The 22,288-nt window shown below is 70.4% G+C and carries 12 protein-coding genes and 1 pseudogene; 8 read left to right on the top strand and 5 right to left on the bottom strand.

From position 1 onward, the window contains the following. Positions 1 to 75: 75 nt before the first annotated feature. The 6 genes from E7742_RS19510 to E7742_RS19535 all read left to right on the top strand — a co-directional run bounded on the left by E7742_RS19510 (position 76) and on the right by E7742_RS19535 (position 11,434). Positions 76 to 630, top strand: a complete 555-nt coding sequence (locus tag E7742_RS19510; RefSeq protein WP_137800451.1) for a DUF732 domain-containing protein — start codon at positions 76 to 78, stop codon at positions 628 to 630. Positions 631 to 636: 6 nt separating this feature from the next. Beyond that, positions 637 to 1,620, top strand: a complete 984-nt coding sequence (locus E7742_RS19515; protein ID WP_137800452.1) for a cutinase family protein — start codon at positions 637 to 639, stop codon at positions 1,618 to 1,620. Between the two features lie 178 nt (positions 1,621 to 1,798). After that, a complete protein-coding gene (locus E7742_RS19520) occupies positions 1,799 to 2,806 on the top strand; it encodes an LLM class F420-dependent oxidoreductase (RefSeq protein WP_137800453.1) in 1,008 nt (335 codons plus the stop codon). Between the two features lie 239 nt (positions 2,807 to 3,045). Then, on the top strand, positions 3,046 to 4,941 hold the full coding sequence (fadD32, locus tag E7742_RS19525; protein WP_137800454.1) for a long-chain-fatty-acid--AMP ligase FadD32: 1,896 nt from the start codon (positions 3,046 to 3,048) through the stop codon (positions 4,939 to 4,941). Positions 4,942 to 4,972: 31 nt separating this feature from the next. Next, entirely contained in the window at positions 4,973 to 9,889 is a 4,917-nt protein-coding gene (pks13, locus tag E7742_RS19530) for a polyketide synthase Pks13 (protein WP_137800455.1), read from the top strand. Continuing rightward, positions 9,890 to 11,434: an acyl-CoA carboxylase subunit beta gene (locus E7742_RS19535; protein WP_137800456.1), complete on the top strand. Its 1,545-nt coding sequence runs from the start codon at positions 9,890 to 9,892 to the stop codon at positions 11,432 to 11,434. Between the two features lie 39 nt (positions 11,435 to 11,473). On the opposite strand, the pseudogene E7742_RS19540 reads toward E7742_RS19535, so the two are convergent. The 4 genes and pseudogenes from E7742_RS19540 to E7742_RS19555 form a co-directional block, all read right to left on the bottom strand. Then, a pseudogene (locus E7742_RS19540) lies at positions 11,474 to 12,293 on the bottom strand (hypothetical protein). A gap of 155 nt (positions 12,294 to 12,448) precedes the next feature. Further along, entirely contained in the window at positions 12,449 to 15,769 is a 3,321-nt protein-coding gene (locus E7742_RS19545) for an arabinosyltransferase domain-containing protein (RefSeq protein ID WP_137800457.1), read from the bottom strand. Between the two features lie 74 nt (positions 15,770 to 15,843). Continuing rightward, a complete protein-coding gene (locus E7742_RS19550; protein ID WP_441346866.1) occupies positions 15,844 to 19,158 on the bottom strand; it encodes an arabinosyltransferase domain-containing protein in 3,315 nt (1,104 codons plus the stop codon). A gap of 28 nt (positions 19,159 to 19,186) precedes the next feature. Then, positions 19,187 to 20,986 (bottom strand): DUF6541 family protein, encoded by a 1,800-nt coding sequence (locus E7742_RS19555; RefSeq protein ID WP_137800458.1) that lies wholly within the window; start codon positions 20,984 to 20,986, stop codon positions 19,187 to 19,189. A gap of 269 nt (positions 20,987 to 21,255) precedes the next feature. Between E7742_RS19555 and E7742_RS19560 the strand changes: the two genes are divergently transcribed. Together E7742_RS19560 and E7742_RS19565 are read left to right on the top strand one after the other, a co-directional pair. Further along, positions 21,256 to 21,708, top strand: coding sequence for an SRPBCC domain-containing protein (locus E7742_RS19560; RefSeq protein ID WP_137800459.1), 453 nt, complete (start codon positions 21,256 to 21,258; stop codon positions 21,706 to 21,708). Then, complete coding sequence (locus tag E7742_RS19565) at positions 21,695 to 22,030, top strand: ArsR/SmtB family transcription factor (RefSeq protein ID WP_137800460.1); 336 nt, start codon at positions 21,695 to 21,697, stop codon at positions 22,028 to 22,030. The genes E7742_RS19560 and E7742_RS19565 overlap by 14 nt, the downstream gene beginning before the upstream one ends. Here the strand turns inward: E7742_RS19565 and E7742_RS19570 are convergent. Next, positions 21,996 to 22,277: a helix-turn-helix domain-containing protein gene (locus tag E7742_RS19570; protein WP_137800461.1), complete on the bottom strand. Its 282-nt coding sequence runs from the start codon at positions 22,275 to 22,277 to the stop codon at positions 21,996 to 21,998. The genes E7742_RS19565 and E7742_RS19570 overlap by 35 nt on opposite strands. Between the last annotated feature and the right edge of the window lie 11 nt (positions 22,278 to 22,288).

A 22,288-nucleotide genomic window follows, 5' to 3' on the forward strand; every position in this document is an offset into this window, starting at 1 on the left:
CTGTAGCCTGTTCCAGGGGTCGGTACCCGGAGTGTCGAGCACGGCCGACCCGACACAGCAACCTCGAGGACTGATATGTCGCACTTCTCCCGCACCCGTTCCGCCCTGGCCCGCACCGTGGCCGTGGGCGCGCTGAGCCTGGTCGCCGGCGGTCTGCTCGTCGCGTGTGGCGACGACGACTCCTCGGCCACCGGCAGCCCGACGACCACCACGTCGGCCGCGCCCAGCCCGTCGAAGGCGCCGGCGAAGAGCGGGACGGAGCAGCCGTCGGAGGCGCCCGCGACCACTACCGAGTCCGACAGCGGCCCGGCCGAGCAGCCGCAGGCCGTGCCGAGCGACTTCCCCGGTCCCACCGAGGTCCCGATCTCCCCGCGCGGCCAGGCCTACCTGGATGCGTTGAAGAAGGAAGGCATCACCCCGGCCGCCGACGGCGTCATCGCCGTTTCCACGGCCGACTACATCTGTGCCGCCCAGGAGCAGGGCAGCTCGCCCGAGGAGGTGGCCACGTTCGTCACGGCGGCCGTCGGCAGCGAGGCGAGCGCGGCGGGCCAGGAGATGACCGCCGAGCAGGCCGGCAAGAACGCCCAGGTCTACATCCGCGTCGCGCAGTCGACGTACTGCAACAAGTAGCGGCCGATGAGTGCGAGCGGTCGCGGAGGCCGGGCAACGCGGCAGGCGGGGCGTAAGCGATCGGGGCTGGTGTTCCTCGCCGTCCTGATCCTCCTGCTGGTGATCCTGGCCGTCTGGTACCTGCTGGCGGGCCGGGTCCCGGGCCCCACCCCGCCGACGCCGCCGGCCCCCACGCCACCCAACGCGCAGCCGGCGGACTGCCCGGACGTGCAGGTGATCTCGGTGCCCGGCACTTGGGAGTCGAGTGCGGCCGACGACCCGCACAACCCGACGGCCAACCCCGCGTCCCTCATGCTCAATGTCACACGACCCCTCCAGGAGAGGTTTTCGCCGCAGCGCGCCGACGTCTACACGGTGCCGTACGTCGCGCAGTTCTCGAACCCGGTCGCACTGCCGCCGGACGGCCAGGAGTCGTACAACAACTCCCGCGCCGCCGGCACCGAAGCGACGATCGGCGTCATCGAGCGCCGCCACGCGGAGTGCCCGCTGACGACGTACCTGCTGACCGGATTCTCGCAGGGTGCGGTGATCGCCGGCGACGTCGCGGCGCGGATCGGTGCCGGCGACGGTCCGGTCTCGCCGGACCAGGTGCTGGGCGTCGGTCTCATCGCCGACGGCCGCCGGGATCCGGCGGCAGCACCGACCATCGGCCCGCCGGTCGCGGGCGTCGGCGCCGAACTGTCGCTCTCGGGTCTCAAGCTGCCCGGGATCACGATGACGGGGGCGCGGCCGGGCGGTTTCGGTGCGCTGGGCGACCGGGCCGTGCAGATCTGTGCTCCCAGCGACGCGATCTGTGACGCTCCGGCCGAAGCTCTCAAGTTCGGCAACCTGCTCGGCAGCGCGGTACGCCTCGGCGAGTACTACAACAATCCTGTTCACGCGCAGTACAACTCGTTCGTCGTCGACGGCAACGGCACCACCGCGACGCAGTGGATCGCCGACTGGGCGGGCGAGAAGATCGACGAGGCCCCCACTCCCGCGCACGAATAGCGGACCCCTCGGGGTCGGTCCTACTCTGCTCGAAGCGGGTACTCGACCGACCCGTGGGCGGTAGTGTCCGTCCTCGCGGCCCGACCACGGGCCGTGGGGGCGGGTCCCTATGCTGGTGGGTTGGCGCACGTTGCGTGCCGGACCGATGACAACGCGTGAAATGAGGAAGAAGGCTTCGATGAGTTCCACCGACGGCTCGGACGTGCGCGTCCCGGCGCCGCGCAGGTTCCGGTTCGCGGCCGGTGGTGAGGGGAACGCCGAGGAGGGCGGCGCCCGTCGGTTCGTCAAGCTCGCGCAGAAGGCCGAGGAACTCGGCTACGACAGCTTCATGATTCCCGACCACCTGGGCAATCAGGTCGGTCCGATCGCTGCGCTGGGGGCCCTCGCCGTCGCGACGGAGCGGATCCGGCTGGGGACCGCGGTCCTCGCGAACGGCTTCCGGCACCCGGCGATCCTGGCGAAGGATGCCGCGACCATCGACGTGCTCTCGGGCGGTCGCCTGGAGCTGGGCATCGGCGCCGGTTGGATGAAGGAAGAGTTCGACAAGGGCGGCATCGAGTACGAACGCCCCGGTGTCCGAATTGCGAAACTCGAGGAGTCCCTGCAGATTCTGGACACGCTGTTGCGGGGGCAGGAGTGCAACTTCGAGGGCAAGTACTACCGGATCGCGGGCCTCAAGGGCAGCCCGCGGCCGCGGCAGGGCCCGCGCCCGCCGATCGCCGTCGGTGGCGGCGGACCGAAGATGCTGGCGCTGGCGGCCCGGTACGCCGACATCATCTCGGTCGCGACCCCCACCAGCGTCGATGGCCGGCTGCTGCTGTCGGGCATCACGATGGAGAAGACGATCGAGCGCGTCGAGCGGATTCGCGACGCGGCCGGTGAGCGCTTCGACGACATCGAACTCAACTGGACCATCACCACCATCATGGTGACCGACGATCGCGAGCAGGCCGCCGAAATGGCGCTGGCCGCGCTCGACCAGGGGTTCCCGCCGAACATCGAGGTCGACACCTCGCTGTCCGTCGAGGAGTTGCTGAACTCGCCCTACCTGGCGATCGGCACGTACGAGCAGATCGCGGATCAGATCCGTAACGTACGCGAGAAGACGTCGATGTCATATGTGGGCGTATTCCCGACTCAGCTGGAAGCGTTCGCGCCAGTGATCCCGTTGCTCCGGGGCGAGTGAGCCGATGCACATCTGTAACATGTTGCTGGTTTCGAGCCGATGGACTGACTCGTAGGTGTGTCGTCTGCGTCCAAGTGGCCATGAGTCGCTACAACTAGGAATGGGTAGTGGCGAACGGCGGAACACAGCAGGCAGATCCGACGAGGTAGTGACAATGCAAATGTATCCGCGCGGCGAAGGAAGTCTGGGGCTCAGCCATGTCCGTTGATGGTTGTGTGATCGCTTCGACAGGAGAAGGAATGAACGCAATGTTCGACGACTACCTCGACGAACAGGGCCAGATTCGGCTCACGCCGGGTCACACGTTGATCGACTATGTCGACGACCACACACGCAACAACGCAAGTGAGCTGGTGTACCGCTACATCGACTACTCGCGTGAGCGTGACGGGGAGGCCCACGAGCTGACCTGGGGTCAGTTCGGTCTGCGTCTCCGCGCGGTCGCGGCGCGACTGCAGCAGGTCACCGAATACGGCGACCGGGTCGCGATCCTGGCTCCGCAGGGCCTGGACTACGTCACGTCCTTCTTCGCCGCCATCCACGCCGGCCGCATCGCGGTGCCGCTGTTCGACCCGGACGAGCCCGGCCACACCGACCGTCTGCACGCCGTCCTCGGCGACTGCGAGCCGGCCGCGATCCTGACCGCCACGTCGTCGGCCGCCGGCGTGCGCCAGTTCTTCCGCTCGCTGCCCGCCGCCAAGCGGCCCCGGATCATCGCCGTCGACGCCATCCCGGACAGCGTCGGCGACACCTGGGTGCGCCCGGCGATCGAGCTCGACGACATCGCGTACCTGCAGTACACGTCGGGCTCCACCCGGACCCCGGCGGGCGTGGAGATCACGCACCGCGGCGTCGCCACCAACGTCCTGCAGATGGTCGACTCGCTCGGCCTCAGCGAGCACTCGCGCGGCGTCACCTGGCTGCCGCTGTACCACGACATGGGTCTGCTGACGGTGATCCTGCCCGCGCTCGGCGGCCAGTACATCACCATCATGAGCCCGCGGGCGTTCGTGCAGCGGCCGTACCGGTGGATCAAGGAGCTGGCCGCCGTCTCGGACGGCGCCGGCACGTACGCCGCCGCCCCCAACTTCGCGTTCGAGCACGCCGCGGTCCGCGGACTGCCCAAGGACGGCGAGCACCTCGACCTCAGCAACGTCATCGGCCTGATCAACGGCAGCGAGCCGGTCACGGTCTCGTCGATGCGCAAGTTCAACGACGCGTTCGCGCCGTACGGGCTGCCCAAGACCGCGATCAAGCCGTCGTACGGCATGGCCGAGGCCACGCTGTTCGTCTCCACCACGCATCCCGACGACGAGGCGAAGGTCCTCTACGTCGACCGTGACGAGCTCAACGCCGGCCGCATGGTCCAGGTGGACCAGGATGCGCCCGGCGCCGTCGCGCAGGTGGCGTGCGGCGCCATCTCGCGGAGCCAGTGGGCCACCATCGTGGATCCGGAGACCGGCGCCGAGCGGGCCGACGGCCACGTCGGCGAGATCTGGCTGCACGGCGACAACATCGGTCAGGGCTACTGGGGTCGCGAGCAGGAGACGGCCGAGACGTTCCACAACAAGCTGCTTCAGCGGCTGCCCGAGAACTCGCATGCCGTCGGCGCCCCCGAGGACGCCAACTGGCTGCGCACCGGCGACTACGGCGTCTTCGTCGACGGTGAGCTGTACATCACCGGCCGTGTCAAGGACCTCGTGATCGTCGACGGCCGCAACCACTACCCGCAGGACCTCGAGTACTCCGCGCAGGAGGCCAGCTCGGCGCTGCGCCCCGGGTTCGTCGCGGCGTTCGCGGTGCCCGCCAACCAGCTGCCCGCGCAGGTCTTCGAGAACTCGCACTCCGGTCTGGTCTTCGACCGGGACGACGCGTCGGAGCAGCTGGTCATCGTCGCCGAACGCGCACCGGGTGCCGGCAAGGCCGACCCGCAGCCCATCGCCGACACCGTCCGCGCCGCCATCTCGTCGCGGCACGGTGTGACCGCTCGCGACGTCCTGCTGGTGCCCGCCGGGTCCATTCCGCGCACGTCCAGCGGCAAGCTGGCCCGCCGAGCATGCAAGGCGGCCTACGTCGAGGGGACGCTGCGCGGCGGTCACGCCCAGACCGCATTCCCGGACAGCGTTTCCGACTAGTTCCCTTCCTGACGGATAGCTTGGTGAGTTGATGGCTGAACACGAGATGACGGTCGCGCAGCTGCGCGAATGGCTGCGCAACTGGATCGCGGAGGCCACCGGGCAACCGGTCGCCGCGATCTCCGACGATCGACCGATGGAGGAGTTCGGCCTGTCGTCGAGGGACGCGGTCGCGCTGTCGGGCGAGATCGAGGATCTCGTGGGTGTCACGCTCTCGGCCACGGTCGCGTACCAGCATCCGACCATCGCCTCGTTGGCGACTCGCATCATCGAGGGCGAGCCCGAACCCGAGTACGGCGACGACGACGCCTACTACCGCGGCGGCACCCCGCTCGGTCAGTCGCACGACATCGCCATCGTGGGCATGGCCACCCGCTTCCCGGGCAGCGGACAGACGCCGCAGGAGATGTGGAAGCTGCTGATCGAGGGCAAGGACGCGGTGCGCGACCTGCCCGAGGGCCGCTGGACCGAGTTCCTCGCCGACCCGTACGTCGCGGCGGCCGTCGAGAAGGCCGCCACCAAGGGCGGCTACCTCGACGACGTGCACGGCTTCGACGCCGAGTTCTTCGCGATGTCGCCGCTCGAGGTCCAGAACGTCGATCCGCAGCAGCGGCTCGCGCTCGAACTCACGTGGGAGGCGCTCGAGCACGCGCACATCCCGGCGAACCAGCTCAAGGGCCGCGAGGTCGGGGTCTTCCTGGGCACGTCGGCCAACGACTACCAGCTGCTGGCGGTGAGCGATCCGGCGTCGGCGCACCCGTATGCGCTGACCGGCACCTCGACGGCGATCGTCGCCAACCGGGTGTCGTATTTCTACGACTTCCGCGGGCCGTCGATCGCGCTCGACACGGCGTGCTCGTCGTCGCTCGTCGCGGTGCACCAGGCGGTGCGCAGCCTGCGCTCGGGCGAGTCCGAGGTGGCCCTGGCCGGCGGCGTCAACATGCTGCTGGCCCCGCCCGCGACCCTGGGCTTCGACGAGGGCGGTGTCCTCACCGAGGACGGCAAGATCAAGGCGTTCTCGTCCGACGCGAACGGCATCGTCCGCGCCGAGGGCGGCGGCGTCGTCGTCCTCAAGCGTCTCGAGGACGCCGAGCGGGACGGCGACCCGATCCTGGCGGTCATCGCCGGTTCCGCCGTCAATCAGGACGGCCGCTCCAACGGTCTGCTCGCGCCCAACCCGGACGCGCAGGCCGACTGCCTCCGGCACGCCTACCGCGACGCGGGCATCGCCCCGTCCGGTGTCGACTACGTCGAGGCCCACGGCACCGGCACCATCCTCGGCGACCCCATCGAGGCGGACGCCCTCGGCCGCGTCGTCGGCCGCGGCCGCGACGCCGACAAGCCGGCCCTGCTGGGCTCGGCCAAGACCAACTTCGGGCACCTCGAGGCCGCCGCCGGCGCCGCGGGCCTGATCAAGGTCGTGCTGGCGATGCAGGAGGACGTCATCCCGGCGTCGCTCAACTACGCCGGCCCCAACCCGTACATCCAGTTCGACAAGGCGCACCTGCAGGTGGTGCCCGAGGCGACGGCGTGGCCGCGGTACACCGGGCGGGCCGTCGCGGGCGTGTCGGGCTTCGGTTTCGGTGGCACCAACGCGCACGTCGTGGTCCGTGAGTACACCGGTCCCGCCGACGCGGTGGAGACCGAGACCGAGCAGATCAGCCTCGACCACGAGAACACCACGGTCGAGGCCGAGGCCGAGCGGATGCTCGCCGAGGCCGCCGAGTCGGTCGGGCTCGACGAGGCGTCGGACGCCGTCGAGATCGCCGAGACCGCGGTGCTGCTGGCGGTGTCGGCGTCGATGCCGTCCCGCCGCCGCCGCGCCGCCGAGGACCTGGCCAACTGGCTCGAGACCGAGGAGGGCAGCCGCACGCCGCTCACCGACGTCGCGCGCACGCTCGCCAAGCGCAACCACGGCCGCTCCCGCGCCGTGGTGATCGCGAAGAACCGCGCCGAGGCCGTCACCGGGCTGCGTGCCGTGGCCGCCGGCAAGCCCGCCCCCGGTGTGCTCACCGCCGACGCGCCCGCCACCAAGGGCCCGGTGTGGGTGTTCTCGGGCTACGGCTCGCAGCACCGCAAGATGGCCAAGCAGCTGTACATCGAGAACTCGGTGTTCCGCGCCGCCGTCGACGAGGTCGACGCGCTGATCGAGGACGAGGCCGGCTACTCCATGAAGGAGAAGTTCCTCGACGACTCGGTCGACTACGACGTCGAGACGTCGCAGGTCGGCATCTTCACCATCCAGGTGGCGCTCGCGAAGACGCTGCGCCACCACGGCGCCGAGCCGTCCGCCCTCGTCGGACACTCGATGGGCGAGGCCGCCGCCGCGTACGTCTCGGGCGGGCTGTCGCTCGAGGACGCCGTCCGGGTCATCTGCTCGCGCTCGCGCCTCATGGGCGAGGCCGAGGGGCTGCTCGAGGGCGACGACATCCGCCTCATGGCGCTCGTCGAGTACAGCGCCGCCGAGATCGAGAACGTGCTGCCGGACTTCCCGCACCTCGAGGTGTGCGTGTACGCGGCGCCCACCCACACCGTCATCGGTGGCCCCGAGCCCGAGGTGAACGCGATCGTCGCGCGCGCCGAGGCCGAGGAGAAGCTGGCCCGCGTCCTGCAGACCAAGGGCGCCAGCCACACCTCGCAGGTCGACCCGCTGCTCGGCGAGCTCGCGGCCGAACTGGCCGGCATCGAGCCGCACACGCTGAAGGTGGGGCAGTACTCGTCCGTCGACCAGGACGCCTTCTACCCGGCGGGCCACGCCCCGATCCACCCGGTGGAGTACTGGACCAAGGGTCTGCGGCACAGCGTGTACTTCACCAATGCCGTCAAGGCCGCGGTCGACGCCGGACACACCACGTTCGTCGAGCTCGCGCCCAACCCGGTGACGCTGATGTCGGTCGCCGCGACCGCGTGGGCCGCCGGGGTGGCCGACACCCAGCTGATCCAGACGCTCAAGCGTAAGGAGGACGAGCCGCTCGGCGTGCTCACCGCGCTCGCGCACCTGTACGTCCACGGGCACGCGGTCGACCTGCCGTCGCTGCTGCCGGCCGGCGACTTCGCCGATCTGCCGCGCACCGCGTTCCTGCGCAAGCGGCACTGGATCGAGGCGCGGGTCTCCACGTCGGGCAACACCCGCATCCCGGGTGCGCACGTCGCGCTGCCCGACGGCCGGCACGCATGGGAGGTGCAGGCGTCCGCCGTCACCGATCTCGGTGCGCTCGTCACCGCGGCCGCGTCGCAGCTGTTCGCGGACGTCGCGCTGACCGGTGCGGTCGCGCACGGCGACGTGCCCTCGGCCGGGACGCTCACCACTACGCTGGTGCCGCATCTCGGTGGTGCGTCGGTGCAGGTGCACGCCAAGTCCGAGACCGGGTTCGCGCTCGTGTACGACGCGGTCGTGTCGTCCGGTGAGGCGCTGCCCGAACCGGCCGCCGTGGTCGCCGCGCAGCCGACCGTGTCCGACGAGGTGGCCGCCGAGCCGGCCGAGAGCTTCGGGGAGCGCTGGGATCCGGAGAGCTCGCAGACGCTCGAGGACCGGCTCACGATCATCGTCGCCGAGTCCATGGGCTACGCGCCCGAGGATCTGCCGGGCGAGATCCCGCTGATCGAGCTGGGCCTGGACTCGCTGATGGCGGTCCGGATCAAGAACCGCGTCGAGTACGAGTTCGACATCCCGCAGCTGCAGCTCGCGGCCGTGAAGGACGCGAGCCTGCACGACGTCGCGAAGTACCTGCGCTACGCGGTCGACAACCGCGAGGAGGTCGCGGCGCTGGCCGCGCAGCAGCAGGCCGAGAAGGACGCCGGGGAGACGGTGTCCGAGGCCGCGGCACCGGTCGTCGAGCCCGCCGAGCAAGCCCCGTCCGAGTCCGGCGAGATCGACGTGCCGCCGCGTGATGCGGCCGAGCGTCTGACGTTCGCGTCGTGGGCGGTGGTGACCGGCAAGTCGGCCAAGAGCATCTTCGCCACGCTGCCGATCCTCGGCGACGAGGACGCCGAGAAGTTGGCAGCACGGCTCACCGAGCGGTCCGGCGGCGAGATCACGGTCGACGACGTGCTGGACGCGGAGACCATCGAGCAGCTCGCGGAGACGGTGCGTCAGCATCTCGAGGACGGTTTGAAGATCGACGGCCTGGTCCGCACGCTGCGGCCGCGGGCCGAGGGCTCGGACGCCGTCCCGGTGTTCGTGTTCCATCCGGCGGGTGGTTCGACGGTGGCCTACGAGCCGCTGCTCAAGCGCCTGCCCGCGCACACCCCGATGTTCGGTCTCGAACGCGTCGAGGGGCCCATCGACGAGCGTGCCGCGGCCTACGTGCCGCTGCTGCGGGAGATCCAGGGCGACGGCCCGTACGTGCTGGCCGGCTGGTCGCTCGGCGGTGTGCTCGCCTACGCGGTGGCTCGGCAGCTGCGCGAGCAGGGCGCCGACGTCCGTGTCGTCGGTCTCATCGACACCGTCATGGCCGGTGAGAAGGTCGAGGACACCCCGGAGGAGATCCGGGCGCGCTGGCAGCGCTACGCGAGCTTCGCGAAGAAGACGTACGGTGTGGACGCACCCCTGCCGTTCGACCGGCTCGCCGAGGCGGGCAGCGACGAGGAGCAGATCGGGATCCTCATGGACCTGCTCAAGCTGAGCGGCGCGAAGATCCCCGGCGGCATCATCGAGCACCAGCGCACGTCGTGGCTCGACAACCGGGCCATCCAGACGGCGGACCCGCAGCCGTACGACGGGGACGTCGTGCTGTACATGGCGGACAGCTACCACGAGGACGCGATCAACCTCGAGCCCTCGTTCGGGACGCGTCAGCCCGACGGCGGCTGGGGTGATGTCGCCAAGAACCTGGAGGTCGTCTACATCGGTGGCGACCACATCCAGATCGTCGACGAGCCCTACATCGCCAAGGTCGGCGCGGATCTGTCGAACAAGCTGGCCGAGATCGAGAAGCGGAGCAACTGAGTGAGCACCACCACCGCAGAAAAGCTTGCGGAACTGCACGAAAAGCTCGAGCTGTCGAAGGCCCCGGGTAACCCCAAAGCGATCCAGAAGCGCAAGGACAAGGGCCTGCCGACGCCGCGCGAGCGCATCGACATGCTCCTCGACCCGGGCACGTTCGTCGAGATGGGTCAGCTGGCCCGGCAGCCCGGTGACGCGTCCAACCCGTACGGCGACGGCGTCGTCACGGGCCACGGCCTCGTCGACGGCCGTCCGGTCGCGGTGTTCGCGCACGACCAGACCGTCTTCGGCGGTGCCGCCGGTGAGATCTTCGGCCGCAAGGTCGCGGCCGTCATGGACTTCGCGATCAAGATCGGCTGCCCCGTGGTGGGCATCAACGAGTCCGCGGGCGCGCGCATCCAGGACGCGGTGACCTCCCTGGCGTGGTACGCCGAGATGGGCCGTCGCCAGGAGCCGCTGTCGGGCATGTGCCCGCAGATCTCGATCATCCTCGGCAAGTGCGCCGGCGGCGCCGTGTACGCCCCGATCAACACCGACGTCGTGATCGCGACCGAAGAGTCGTACATGTTCGTCACCGGCCCGGACGTCATCAAGTCCGTCACCGGCGAGGACGTCAGCCTCGACGAGCTGGGCGGCGCCCGCAACCAGGCGCGGTACGGCAACGTGCACCACGTCGCGGCCGACGAGAAGGCGGCTTTCGAGTACGCGCGCCAGTACCTGAGCTACATGCCGTCGAGCTGCACCGAGAAGCCCCCGATCATCAACCCGGGCCTCGAGCCGGAGATCACCGACGACGACCGCTCGCTCGATACGTTCATGCCCGACGCCGACAACGCCGGCTACGACATGCACGACATCCTCATCAAGATCTTCGACGACGGCGAGTTCCTCGAGGTCCGCGGCGAGTCGGCCCAGAACGTCATCACCGGGTACGCGCGCGTCGACGGCCATCCGGTCGGTGTCGTCGCGAACCAGCCGATGCACCTGTCGGGCGCGCTGGACGCCGACGCGTCGGACAAGGCCGCGCACTTCGTGCGGGTCTGCAACGCCTACGACATTCCGCTGGTGTTCGTCGTCGACACCCCCGGCTTCCTGGTCGGTGTCGATCAGGAGAAGGTGGGCGTCATCAAGCGCGGCGGCCGCTTCCTGTTCTCGTACGTCGAGGCCGACGTCCCCAAGGTCACCGTCGTGGTGCGCAAGTCGTACGGCGGCGGCTACGCCGTGATGGGCTCCAAGCAGCTGGGCGCCGACGTCAACTTCGCGTGGCCCACCGCCCGCATCGCCGTGATGGGCGCCGAGGGTGCCGTCAACATCATCGGTCGCCGTCAGCTCGAGGCCGCCGGTGAGGGCGCGCCCGCCCTGCGCGCGCAGCTCATCAACTACTACAACGAGCACATCGCGACGCCGTACATTGCCGCCGAGCGCGGCTACATCGACGCCGTCATCGAGCCGTCGACCACCCGCCTCGAGATCCGCAAGGCACTGACGCTGCTGCGCGGCAAGAAGGTGTTCAAGAACCCGCGCAAGCATCACTTGCTGCCGTTCTGATCTGCCGTCCTTCCCGGTGTGGCCGAATGTCACATGGGTTCAGTCCAACTGAACGCATGTGACATTCGGCCGCTCGCGTTCGAGCCCCTGTGCGTATGCCGAGTGCAGGTCGGTGAGCACGGTCCGCGGGTCGTGCCGGATCTGCTTCGGCAGGTGCGTGACGACGATGATTCCGTGCCGCTGCATGCGCGCTCGCCGCAAGAGCGTGGCTTCGTGCGCCTGTGCGGTGAGATGGTGCGCGAGCGAGTCGATCTCCCAGGCCACCGCGACGTCGTCGATCCATCCGTCGGGCCGAGCGATCCAGCTGCCGTCCGCGCCGACGATGTCCTTGTTGTGGCGCATCGCCGGTAGCTGCGTCGTCGCGTACAGCTTCTGCGCGTCGATTTCTGCGACCGAGTGCGCGTCATCGGTGAGCTCGCGGATGACCCGACGCGGAAGAGCGCTGCCCCGACAACTGCCGCTCTCGACTTCGTCGACCAGCTGATCCACGCCCACGTCGCCGCGTTGGACGGCGCCGACCAGCAGCGCACGACACGCGTCGAGCGCGGAGGTGCGGCGGGCGGCGTCGAGCAGACTGCGCGCGATGGGCGCGACCCGCAGGCTGCCCTTCGTGACCGGTCCGGGCAGACGCCACGTCCGTTCGACCGTGACGAAGGAAAAGTCCCTGCGGTGGTGGGACGAGGAGATGAGGACGAGGATGTCGCCGCGGTACGCGTTGCCACGGCCCGCCACCCCGGCAGCGTCCGGAGATCGCTCCTCGGGTGACGCCCGCGTTCAGCAGCGTCGCGGTGCGGACGATCCCGTTGGTACTCAGTCCGTACAGTGCGGCCTCGTCGTCGGCCCACGCTCCCCGTCTCATTCGGTCATGATCGTGCCTGCGTTGACCGATCCGGGCTGCTCAGCCGGTCCTGTGGACAGACATGGGGGTTATCCACAGCCCTCTCCGTGGCCGAATGTCACATGCGTTCAGTCCAACTGGACGCATGTGACATTCGGCCGAAGAGGGGGAACCAGCTACGGCGCGTAGACGCGCATGGTGCCGGGGGACCAGAAGCCGAGGCGGTTGATCTGCTCGGTGCTGATGTCGGCGGGCCGGGCGTCGGGGTAGTACCGGTCGTAGCGCTCGAGGGAGCCCCAGTCGCGGGCCCAGTCGTCCTTCAGGTACGTCGGGACGGTGGTGGCGCCGGCGAGCATCTCGGTCCAGCCGAGGGGGCCGCCGTTCTCGAGCGACTGCCACGTGTCGGTGGAGCTGACGGCGAGCGGTCGGTCGGGGAGGATGCGGTAGTTCGGCATCTCGGCGACACCGTCGAGGTGGTCGAACGGGCGCTGGCACGGGAACTGCAGGCCCACGGCCCAGTCCAGCAGGACGGGTTGGTCGCGGCCGACGACGCTGTCGAGCGACGCCAGTTTCGGCACCCGCGGCGGGGTGAACGCGAGCCACTGGTCGCCGGTGAGGTTGGGGTCGGACGCCTTGACCCGGACCACGTCGGTGTCGGCGGGCAGGTCGGCGAGCGGGACGCGCAGGTTCCGCCACGACGGGGCGGGGCCGACGTCGCGGGGCACGTAGCTGCCCTGCAGCGCGACGGTGCCGTCGGGCTGACGCTTGCCGTATTCGAGTTCGAGCGGCTGCCCGTAGGTGGGCTTGCCGGTGTTGTCGACGGACCAGATGCGGCCGGCCGCGGAGAGCACGACGAGCGGCGCGTCGTCGCTCCGTTCGGGCAGCGCGTACCAGCTGGAGACGACGGACGCCTGCTCCTGGACGCCGTCCTGGTAGCTGCCGAGCACGGGGGTGCGGGCGGGGTCGAGACCGAACGGCAGTTTGACGGTGCTGCCGTTGATCCCGCGGTCGCCCTGGCCGCCGCTGGTGCCGGAGCCGGAACCGGTCTGGAACGTGGGCCCGACGCTCTGGTTGTCGGTGTTGCCCATGCCGGCCTTGACCTCGACGTAGTCGGCGGTCAGGTCGCCGGGGACGCCGTTGGGGGTGAAGCCGACGGCCTTGCTGCCCGCGAGCGGGTCGGCGGGGTCGGCGAGCGGGTTCTTCGGGTCCGGCACCGGGGTGAGCGCCCCGGCGTTGGGGTCCTGCTCGACGAGGACGTCCTCGGCGAGGCCGCACGTCTTGCCGGCGAGCGCGTCGATGTTGGAGCGGCCGATCGAGTACGCCGGATACTGCGACACCGCGCCCTTGAGCAGTGACAGCACCTCGAACAGCACCATGAGTCCGGCGACGACGGTCAGCGGGGCGGCGGCGAACTTGCGGATCCGGCGGCCTTTGGCGGTGCCGGGCTTCGCGGGCGGCGGTGCGTAGCCCTCCCGCAGGTACTGCCACGCGACCAGGGCGAGCGACAACCCGAACAGCACCAGGAACAGGGTGTTCGATTCGCGGCCGCCGAGCGAGACGGTCTTGTCGAACCACGGCACACCGTAGCTCGACACGTACCAGTAGCCGTTGATGCCGGAGAACGACAGCGCCAACACGAACAGCAGCCCGGCCAGGAAGATCGTCCGGTTGCGGCGCGAGCGCAGCGCGCTGGCCGACACGACGACGGCCGTCAGCGCGGCCAGCGAGCCGGCGATACCCGCGTACGCCCCGAAGTGGTGTGTCCACTTCGTGGGGTTGAACATCATGAAGAAGATCGTTCCGAAGACGATGCCCATCAGGCGCCACGACGGCCCGGCGGCGACGCCGGGGATCCGCTTGCGCTTGAGGAACACGAACAGCACCGTGAACAGGCACAGCAGCATCGTCAGGAACGCGAAGCGGCGGGCCAGCGAGCCGTCGGTGGTCGGGACGAACAGGTAGTAGTAGCGCAGGAAGTCCTGGTACCACTCGAGGTTGGGGCCGATGATGGTGCGGACGCGGGTGGCTTCCATGACGGCGGCGAACGTCTGGTCGGCGAACACGACCGCCAGCACGAGGGTGCCGGCCGCGGCGAGCGGCAGTAGCTGCGACAGCGTGCCGATCTGCTTGCGGCGTCGGACGATCAGCCGGGTGATCGGGCGCAGTCCGGCGAGGAGCGCGGCGATGCACATCAGGCCGGTCGGCGCGGCGGCGAGCGTGAACGCGCCGACGAGGGCGGCGATCGCGGCGGGCAGCAGGCGTCCGGTGGCGATGGCCCGCTCGATGGAGCACCAGGTCAGCAGCGCGCCGACGGCGACGATGGGTTCGGGGCGCAGTCCGTTGTTGTAGGGCAGCCAGAATGCCAGGAACACCAGTCCGCCGGTCCACAGCGCCACCGAGTTGTGGCGCACCGCGCGGCCCAGCCGCGGCACCACCTCGCGGCTGATCACCATCCAGCACACGATCGCGGCGATCAGCGCGGGCAGGCGCATCCACGGGCTCGCGGTGGAGATCTTGGCGAACGCGGCCAGCACGTCGTAGTACCAGCCGAACGGTGCCTCGGGGACGCCGAACCAGCGGAAGTAGTTGGCCATGTACCCCGAGTGCTCGGACGCGCGGGCCATGGTGAGCAGGTAGCCGTCGTCGGAGGTGTTGGCGCCGAAGAAGTGCCAACCGACGAGGGTGCCGACCACGACGGCGTCGACGCCGGTGATCTTCCACCAGCGCGCCGGCAGGAAGCGGCGGGCGCGGCGGCCGTCGACGCCGTCGAGTCGGTGCAGCGCCACCAGCGACACGATCGTGGCGAGTACGGCCGCGATCATGGCGACGAGCTTGACGAGGGTCGGGCTCGACGAGAACCGCGAGTCGACGTCCATCGTGAAGTTCAGGCCCGGCACGGACTTGCCGTCGAGGTCGGAGAACACCCCGACCACCTGCGGCCGGTAGTCGTTCACCAGCTCACCCGTGACCGGCTTGCCGTCGTCGTTCTTCAGGCCGACGAACTCGGCGGTGGTCCGTTCGACGTCGGAGCGGATGACGATCTCCGAGCACTGCCCGGATTCGACGTCGCCGCGCGGCGCCGACGCGACGATGACGTTGCGGTCGAGGACGTCGACGGACTCCTGCGAGACCCGCACGAACATCGCGTTGAGCGCGGCGCCCTCGCCCTGCGGCGGCGCGGTGGCCAGCAGCATGCCGCCGGCGGCCGGCAGCTCCGCGACCGCCCGGCACGGGATGGTGGCCGACAACGACACCGGCACCTGCGACATCAGCGGCGCCTCGACGTTGGCGGCCACCCCGTTCTCGGGCCACGACACCGTCGCCGCGGTCTGCTTGACCGGCAGGAACGGGGTCGCGACCGCCAGCAGCAGACCGAGGAGACCGGTCACGACGGCGATCAGCCGCGCGGTGCGGAATTCCGCGTCACGGGCGGTCGAAGCCGGGGGCTGAGCGCTGGCTTCGGGACCGGGCGCGGGGGCTGTCACTACGTCGGGCACGGTTGTCGATCGTAGGCGAGACCGTTCCGTTATCCGTAAATGGTCCGGTGGCTCTCAGCTTGTTCACAGACCGGTCAGGCGGGCGGCGTCTCCCGGATGGGACCCGGCGACCACAGACCGGAGCGGTTGGTCTGCTCGACGTCCACCGTCGCCGGCTGCGCCGACGGCACGATCGGGGTGAACCGCTCGAGCGAGCCCCAGTCCCGGCGCCAGTCGTCGGCCAGATAGGTCGGGATCGTCTGAGCGTTCAGCAACAGCGAGGTCCAGCCGAGCGGTCCGCCGCCGATGGCGTCCTGCCACGCGTTGGTCGCGACCGCACCCACGCGGTCGGGGAGCACCCGGTACTCGGGCACCTCGGCGACGCCGTCGTGGTGGTCGAACGGGCGCTGGCACGGGAAGGCCAGACCCACCGACCAGTCCAGCAGCACGGGTGCGCTGCTGCCGACGACGGTCTGCAGCGTCTGCATGTGCGGCACGCGCGGCGGAGTCACCGCGAGCCACTGGTCGGGCGCGAGGCCGGTGTCGGACGCGACCAGGCGCACGGCGTTCGCGTCGGCGGGCAGCTGGTCGAGCGGCACCCGCAGGTTCCGCCACGACGGGGCCGGCCCGATGTCGATCGGGGCGATGCGGCCCCGGACGTCGACGTTGCCGTCGGCGGTGCGGGTGCCGTACTCGACCTCGAGCAGCTGGCCGTCGGTGACGATGCCGTCGGCGTCCACCGAGTGGATGCGGCCGGCAGCGGCGATCGTCAGGATCGGGGCGTCGTCGCTGCGCTCGGGCAGCCCGTACCAGCCGGTGGTGAGTTCGGCCGCCTGCTGCGCGCCGCTCCGGTAGCTGCCCAGGACCGGGGTGGTCGCCGCGTCCAGTCCGAACGGCAGCGACACGCTGCTGCCGTTGACGCCGGCGGTGGCCTCGGTGCCGCCGCTGGTTCCGGCGCGGGTGCCGCTCTGCGTCTGCGACTGGGACTGGGAGTCCGAGTCGGTGCCGTTGTCGACGCTGTTGGCGCCGCCGGTGGTCACGTTCTCCTTGTCGGCGGTGAGGTCGCCGGCCACTCCGTCGGGGGTGAAACCGGTGGCGGTGGTGGCACCGAACGCGGCGGCCCCGGCCGTATCGGCGGGCGGGTTCACGAGCTTCAGCAGCGCCGCGTTCGGATCGTCCTCGACGAGGACGAAGTCCGCGAGCGCGCACGTGTTCCCGGTGAGCGAGCGCAGGTTGGACTGCGCGATCGAGTAGGCCGGGTACTGTGCCACCGCGCCCTTGAGCAGCGACAGCATCTCGAACAGCACGACGGCGGCCGCCGCGAGCGTCAGCGGCGCGGGCGACCAGCGGCGGATCCGGGCCAGCCGGCCGCCGTTGCCCGCCGGTCGCTCCTTCTCGTACGGCGCGCGGATGTGGAACCACGCGGCCAGCAGGAGCGCGAGCACGGTGAGCCCGAGCAGCACGGTCGAGAAGCCCTTGCCGGCGATCGACGGCGGCTTGTCCCACCACGGGACGCCGTAGCTCGACACGTACCACCAGCCGTTGGAGCCGGTGAACGACAACGCCAGGATGAACAGCACTCCGGCGGCGAACAGGGTCCGGTTGCGTTTCGAGCGCAGACTCGCCCCGGCCACCGCGACGGCGGCGAGCGCGGCCACCGAGCCGGCCAGACCGGCGTACACCCCGAAGTGGTGCGTCCACTTGGTCGGCGTGAAGCTCATCAGCAGCAGCGACGCGAACACGATGCCGAGGATGCGGCGGGACGGGCCCAGCGAGGTGCCCGGGATGCGGCCACCGCGGCGCAGCACCATCATCACGCACACCACCAGGCACAGCAGCATGACGAAGACGCCGAAGCGCCGCGCCAGCGAGCCGTCGGGGGAGATGTTGAGCAGGGCGTCCCAGCGCACCCGCTCGTCGAACCACGGCACGTTGGGGCCGACGGCGGTGCGCACGCGGGTGGCCTCGAGCACCGAGGCGAGGGTCTGGTCGGCGAACACCGCCACCAGGACGACGGTGCCGGACGCGAGGATGGGCGCGAGCTGACCGGCGACGCCGACGGCGCGGGCGCGGCGGACGATCGCCTGCACGATCGAGCGGGCGCCGGCGATCAGTGCCGCGATCGCGATCATGCCCGACGGGCCGGCGGCCAGCGAGAAGGCGGCGATCAGCACGGCGATCGCCGCGGGCAGCACCCGCCCGGTGGCGATGGCTCGTTCGATCGAGCACCACGTGAGCAGCGCGCCGAGCGCGATGATCGGCTCGGGCCGCAGGCCGTTGTCGAACGGCAGCCAGAACGCCAGGAACACCAGTCCGGCGGTCCACATCGCGACGGTGTTGCGGCGGACCATCGTGCCCAGCCGCGGGATCACCTCGCGGCTGATGATCATCCAGCAGAGGACGCCGGCGATGAGCGTGGGCAGGCGCATCCACACGCTCGCGGAGCTCACCTTGGCGAACAGCACCAGCACGTCGTAGTACCAGCCGAACGGCGCCTCGGGGACACCGAACCAGCGGAAGTAGTTGGCCATGTACCCGGCGTTCTCCGACACGCGGGCCATGTTCAGCAGGTAGCCGTCGTCGGACGTGTTGGCGCCGATGACGTGCCACACCAGCAGGCCGCCGATCACGACGCCGTCGATGCCGGTGAACCGCCACCAGCGTGCCGGCAGGAACCGGCGGGCGCGGCGCCGGTCGACGCCGTCGAGGCGGTGCAGCGCGGCGAGCGAGACGAGCGTGGCCAGGACGGCGACGATCATCGCGACGAGCTTGATCAGAGTGGGGGTCGACGAGAACCGGGAGTCGACGTCGGCGCGGACCTCGAGGCCGGGCGGCGGGGTGCCCTGCAGGTCGGTGAAGACGCCGACCATCTGCGGGCGGACGTCGCTGGTCACGGTCGTGGCCTGCTGCTCGGGCAGCCCGGCGACCGCCGCGGTGGTGCCCTGCGGATCCGACGTGACGACGATCTCGGTGCAGCCCTGCAGGTCGTCCACCGGGATCGACAGCAGCGCGGTGTCGCGCAGGACGGCGCGCAGTCGTGCCGGTTCGGTGCCCGACGCGGCCTCCACCTTGACGACCAGTCCGTCGGCCTCCGCGCGGCCGGCCTGCGGGGGAGCGGTCGCGACCAGCGCGCCGCCCGTGGCCGTCAGCTGTCCGACGGCGCTGCACGGGATGTTCACGTGCAACTGCAGCGGCGTGTACGACACCAGCGGCGCCTCGACGCTCGTGAGGCTGCCGTTCTGCGGCCAGCTGACCGATGCGGCGTCCTGCTTCACCGGCAGGAACGGCGTCGCGAGCGCGAGCACCATGCCGAGCAGTCCGCTGACGACGGCGACGAGGCGGGCGATCCGCACGTCTCGGGTGGAGGCGCTCTCGGCGGCCGGGGCTGGGACAGTCAGGACGTCGGGCACGGTGATCGACTCTAGGTGAGCGCCGCGGTCAGGTCAGATTCCGCACGTCCCAGACCCAGACCCCGTCCACGCGGACGCCGTCGACGCCCAGGAGTTGGTTGACGGTGGTCCGCAGCACCTGGTCGTTCTTGCCCGGCGGCAGCACCACGACGTCGGCGTTCCAGAACCGGAGGTCGTCGAGCGCGGTCGACCGGGTGGCGTCGTCGATGGTGGGGAGTTCGCCGGTGTTCTGTGCCTTGCCGAGCAGCATCGCGGTGGGGCGGTCGTCGGCGCCGTACTTGCCCTCGTCCTCGGGGCCGGCCGGGCCGACGAAGTACCCACCCGCGACGGGATAGCCGAACTTCTGCCGGACCTGCCACTGCAGTGCCTTGGCGTCCTCGGGGCGCGGCAACGGGACGGTGACGACCGAGCCGTCGGAGACGTACGAGCGCCAGGTGCCGTCGGCGAAGAACGCCGGCTCGGGCGCGCGGTGCGCGACGGCCGCGGGAGCCGGCGCGAGCGGCAGCAGCGCGACCGCCAGCCAGCCCAGCCACAGCAGGGTCGTCGACCGTTGCCCGGTGCGTCCGGACGCGAGCGCCCGGTCGGTGCCGAGTGCCACCAGGATCGCGATCGCCGGGATGCAGCCCATCGCGAACCGCGACTCGAGGACGGATTCGAGCAGCGGCAGCTTCGCGAACCACGCCCACGGCAGCGTGATGCCGGTGTCGGTGTGCGCGACGGACAGTTCGACGCCCATGGAAAGAACAGCCAGCACTGCACATGTCGCGGCCGCGGCCCGCGCGATGCGCACCCGCCACAGCCAGGCCGCGGTCATCACGACCAGCAGCAGCAGGGGCCACCCGAAGAACGCGTTCTCCTCGGTGGCGTTCATCGCCAGCCCCTCGGCGGACCCCGGGTAACCGGCCAGCGACTGGGTGGGGAAGCGGGTGAAGGCGTTGGCATCGTTGCCGACCGGGCCGTGCTCGATCGAGTGGTAGCTCTGCGGGCCCAGGAACTGCCACCACAGCGGGAACGCGACGATCACGAGCGTGACGCCGCCGGCGACGCACAGCCCCTTGAGGCTGCGCCGGATCGCGGCGAGCGCGGCACCGGGCCGCGAGATGCCGTAGGCGACACCGAAGACGGCGAACGCGATCGCGTAGATCAGCAGCGGCTCTTCGCCGAGGAAGACCTGGTAGGCGACGACCAGTCCGAGGAGGATGCCGTTGCGCACCGGCCGCTCCCCGCTGCCGAGCCGGATCACCAGCAGCGCGATGAAGGGCAGCAGGAACAGCGCCACGAAGTTGGGGTGGCCGTTGGTGTGCGAGATCATCGCCGGCGCGAAACCGCAGAAGACGCCGCCGACCGCGGCCGCGAACTTGGACGTGACGACGTGTCGCGACAGCACCCAGTACCAGGCGGTCGCGGTGCCCGACAGCCCCAGCGTGAGCGCGAGGGTGAACGTGACGGTGGGGCCGAACAGCAGCGTGACGGGTGCGAGCGGGATGCTCACGCCGAACATCGCGGTGTTGGCCATGAGGTTCACACCGAGCGGATAGTTCTGCAGCGTGCTCGACAGCGGGTTCTCGAGGTTCGCGAGCGAGTGCGCGGTGACGGCGAAGAACCACTCCCACATGGTCTGGTCCTGGCCGCTGCTGACCAGGTACCCGTCGCCCAGGTGCTTCCACTGCCGGGCGAGGACGAACAGCGCCAGCACGACGAACGATGAGGTCGCGGCGACGTCGGCCGGGGTGACGTGGAATCGGCGGGTCCTGGCCGGCGCCGTGGTGGTGTCCGTGGTCGCTGTGGCAGCGGCGCGCTCGTCGACCAGGTTCAGCGTTTCGCTCACGTATCGCCCCCTTCCGTGTCGCAGGACGGTGGGGCGTGGCGCCGCGCAGCCGTCGGTTGGCCGGACGCGAGAATACCGCAGCTAGCTGGGGGCTACCTGTGAGAAGAGGCCGGACCGGTACCTGGAGCGGGCATTCCGGACGGCCGAAACGGGCGCAGTCCGGCATCTCGGCCATCCCGCCGACATGCAACCGAGGCATTGCATGTCGGCGGGACATCTGCAAGCGTTGAGTTGCACCTGATCGGCAGTCGTACGAAGGGATGGGACCGATGGACGAGTTGGATCGAATCGAGCGGGAGATCGCGATCGACGCCCCGGCAGCGCGGGTGTGGAAGCTCGTGAGCGAGCCGGGGTGGTACATCAACGACGAGGAGATCGTGCCGCACCGCGTCGAACGCCGCGGCGAACTGGACGTCGTGCGCGACCCGGTGCACGGGGAGTTCGCCTTCGCGACCGTCGAGCTGCACGAGCCGCGCTACGCGGCGTTCCGGTGGTTCACCGACGTGGATTCGCCGGACGGGTCCTCGACCCTGGTGGAGTTCCGCATCGCGGAGACCTCGCCGACGAGCGTCGTGCTGACGGTCGTCGAGAGCGGGTTCGCGTCGTTGTCCGAGAGCGCGCAGGCGCGCCGCAGTCGCTACGACGACCATGTCGGGGGCTGGCGGGTGGAGATGGCGCTCGCCAAGCGGCACGCGGAGGAGGCGGTCGATGCGGTCGGGTGAAGCCCTCGACCCGCCCGCGGTCTTCGCGGCCCTCGCCGACGACACCCGCTGGGCCGTCCTGCTCCGGCTGGGACGGGGGCCCGCCTCGGCGTCCGCGCTGGCACGGGAGCTGCCGGTGTCGCGGCAGGCGATCGCCCGGCACCTCGCGGTGTTGCAGGAGGTGGGACTGGTGAACGCCGAACGGGACGGGCGAGAGGTGCGCTTCGTCGCCGTCGGCGCACGGCTGAGCGAGACGGCGGGTCAGCTCGAGCGGATCGCCGCCGGGTGGGACCGGCGCCTCGACCGGATCAAGAGGCGCGCCGAGTCTCCCGATCCGGACTGACCGGCTCGGGGTCGAGGGCGGCGGCGATCTCGTCGAGGGAGATGTCGAGGACGCGCGCGACGGCGGTGATGGTGAAGAACGCCGGCGTCGCGATGCGCCCCGTCTCGATCTTGCGCAGCGTCTCGACGGAGATGTCCGCGGCGTGCGCTACCTGCACCATGCTCGTCTCGCCTCGCGCCGATCGCAGCAGCTCACCGAGCCGTCGGCCACGTTCGAGTTCCTCCGCTGTCAACGGCACACGCACCATGCTGCTTATAG

Source organism: Rhodococcus sp. SGAir0479, from assembly GCF_005484805.1.
Taxonomy (GTDB): Bacteria; Actinomycetota; Actinomycetes; order Mycobacteriales; family Mycobacteriaceae; genus Prescottella.

Excerpts from the sequence above, each read along its gene's own strand:
- E7742_RS19510 (WP_137800451.1), top strand. The coding sequence starts at position 76 with ATGTCGCACTTCTCCCGCACCCGTTCCGCCCTGGCCCGCACCGTGGCC.
- E7742_RS19515 (WP_137800452.1), top strand. The coding sequence starts at position 637 with ATGAGTGCGAGCGGTCGCGGAGGCCGGGCAACGCGGCAGGCGGGGCGT.
- E7742_RS19520 (WP_137800453.1), top strand. The coding sequence starts at position 1,799 with ATGAGTTCCACCGACGGCTCGGACGTGCGCGTCCCGGCGCCGCGCAGG.
- fadD32 (WP_137800454.1), top strand. The coding sequence starts at position 3,046 with ATGAACGCAATGTTCGACGACTACCTCGACGAACAGGGCCAGATTCGG.
- pks13 (WP_137800455.1), top strand. The coding sequence starts at position 4,973 with ATGGCTGAACACGAGATGACGGTCGCGCAGCTGCGCGAATGGCTGCGC.
- E7742_RS19560 (WP_137800459.1), top strand. The coding sequence starts at position 21,256 with ATGGACGAGTTGGATCGAATCGAGCGGGAGATCGCGATCGACGCCCCG.
- E7742_RS19565 (WP_137800460.1), top strand. The coding sequence starts at position 21,695 with ATGCGGTCGGGTGAAGCCCTCGACCCGCCCGCGGTCTTCGCGGCCCTC.
- E7742_RS19570 (WP_137800461.1), bottom strand. The coding sequence starts at position 22,277 with ATGGTGCGTGTGCCGTTGACAGCGGAGGAACTCGAACGTGGCCGACGG.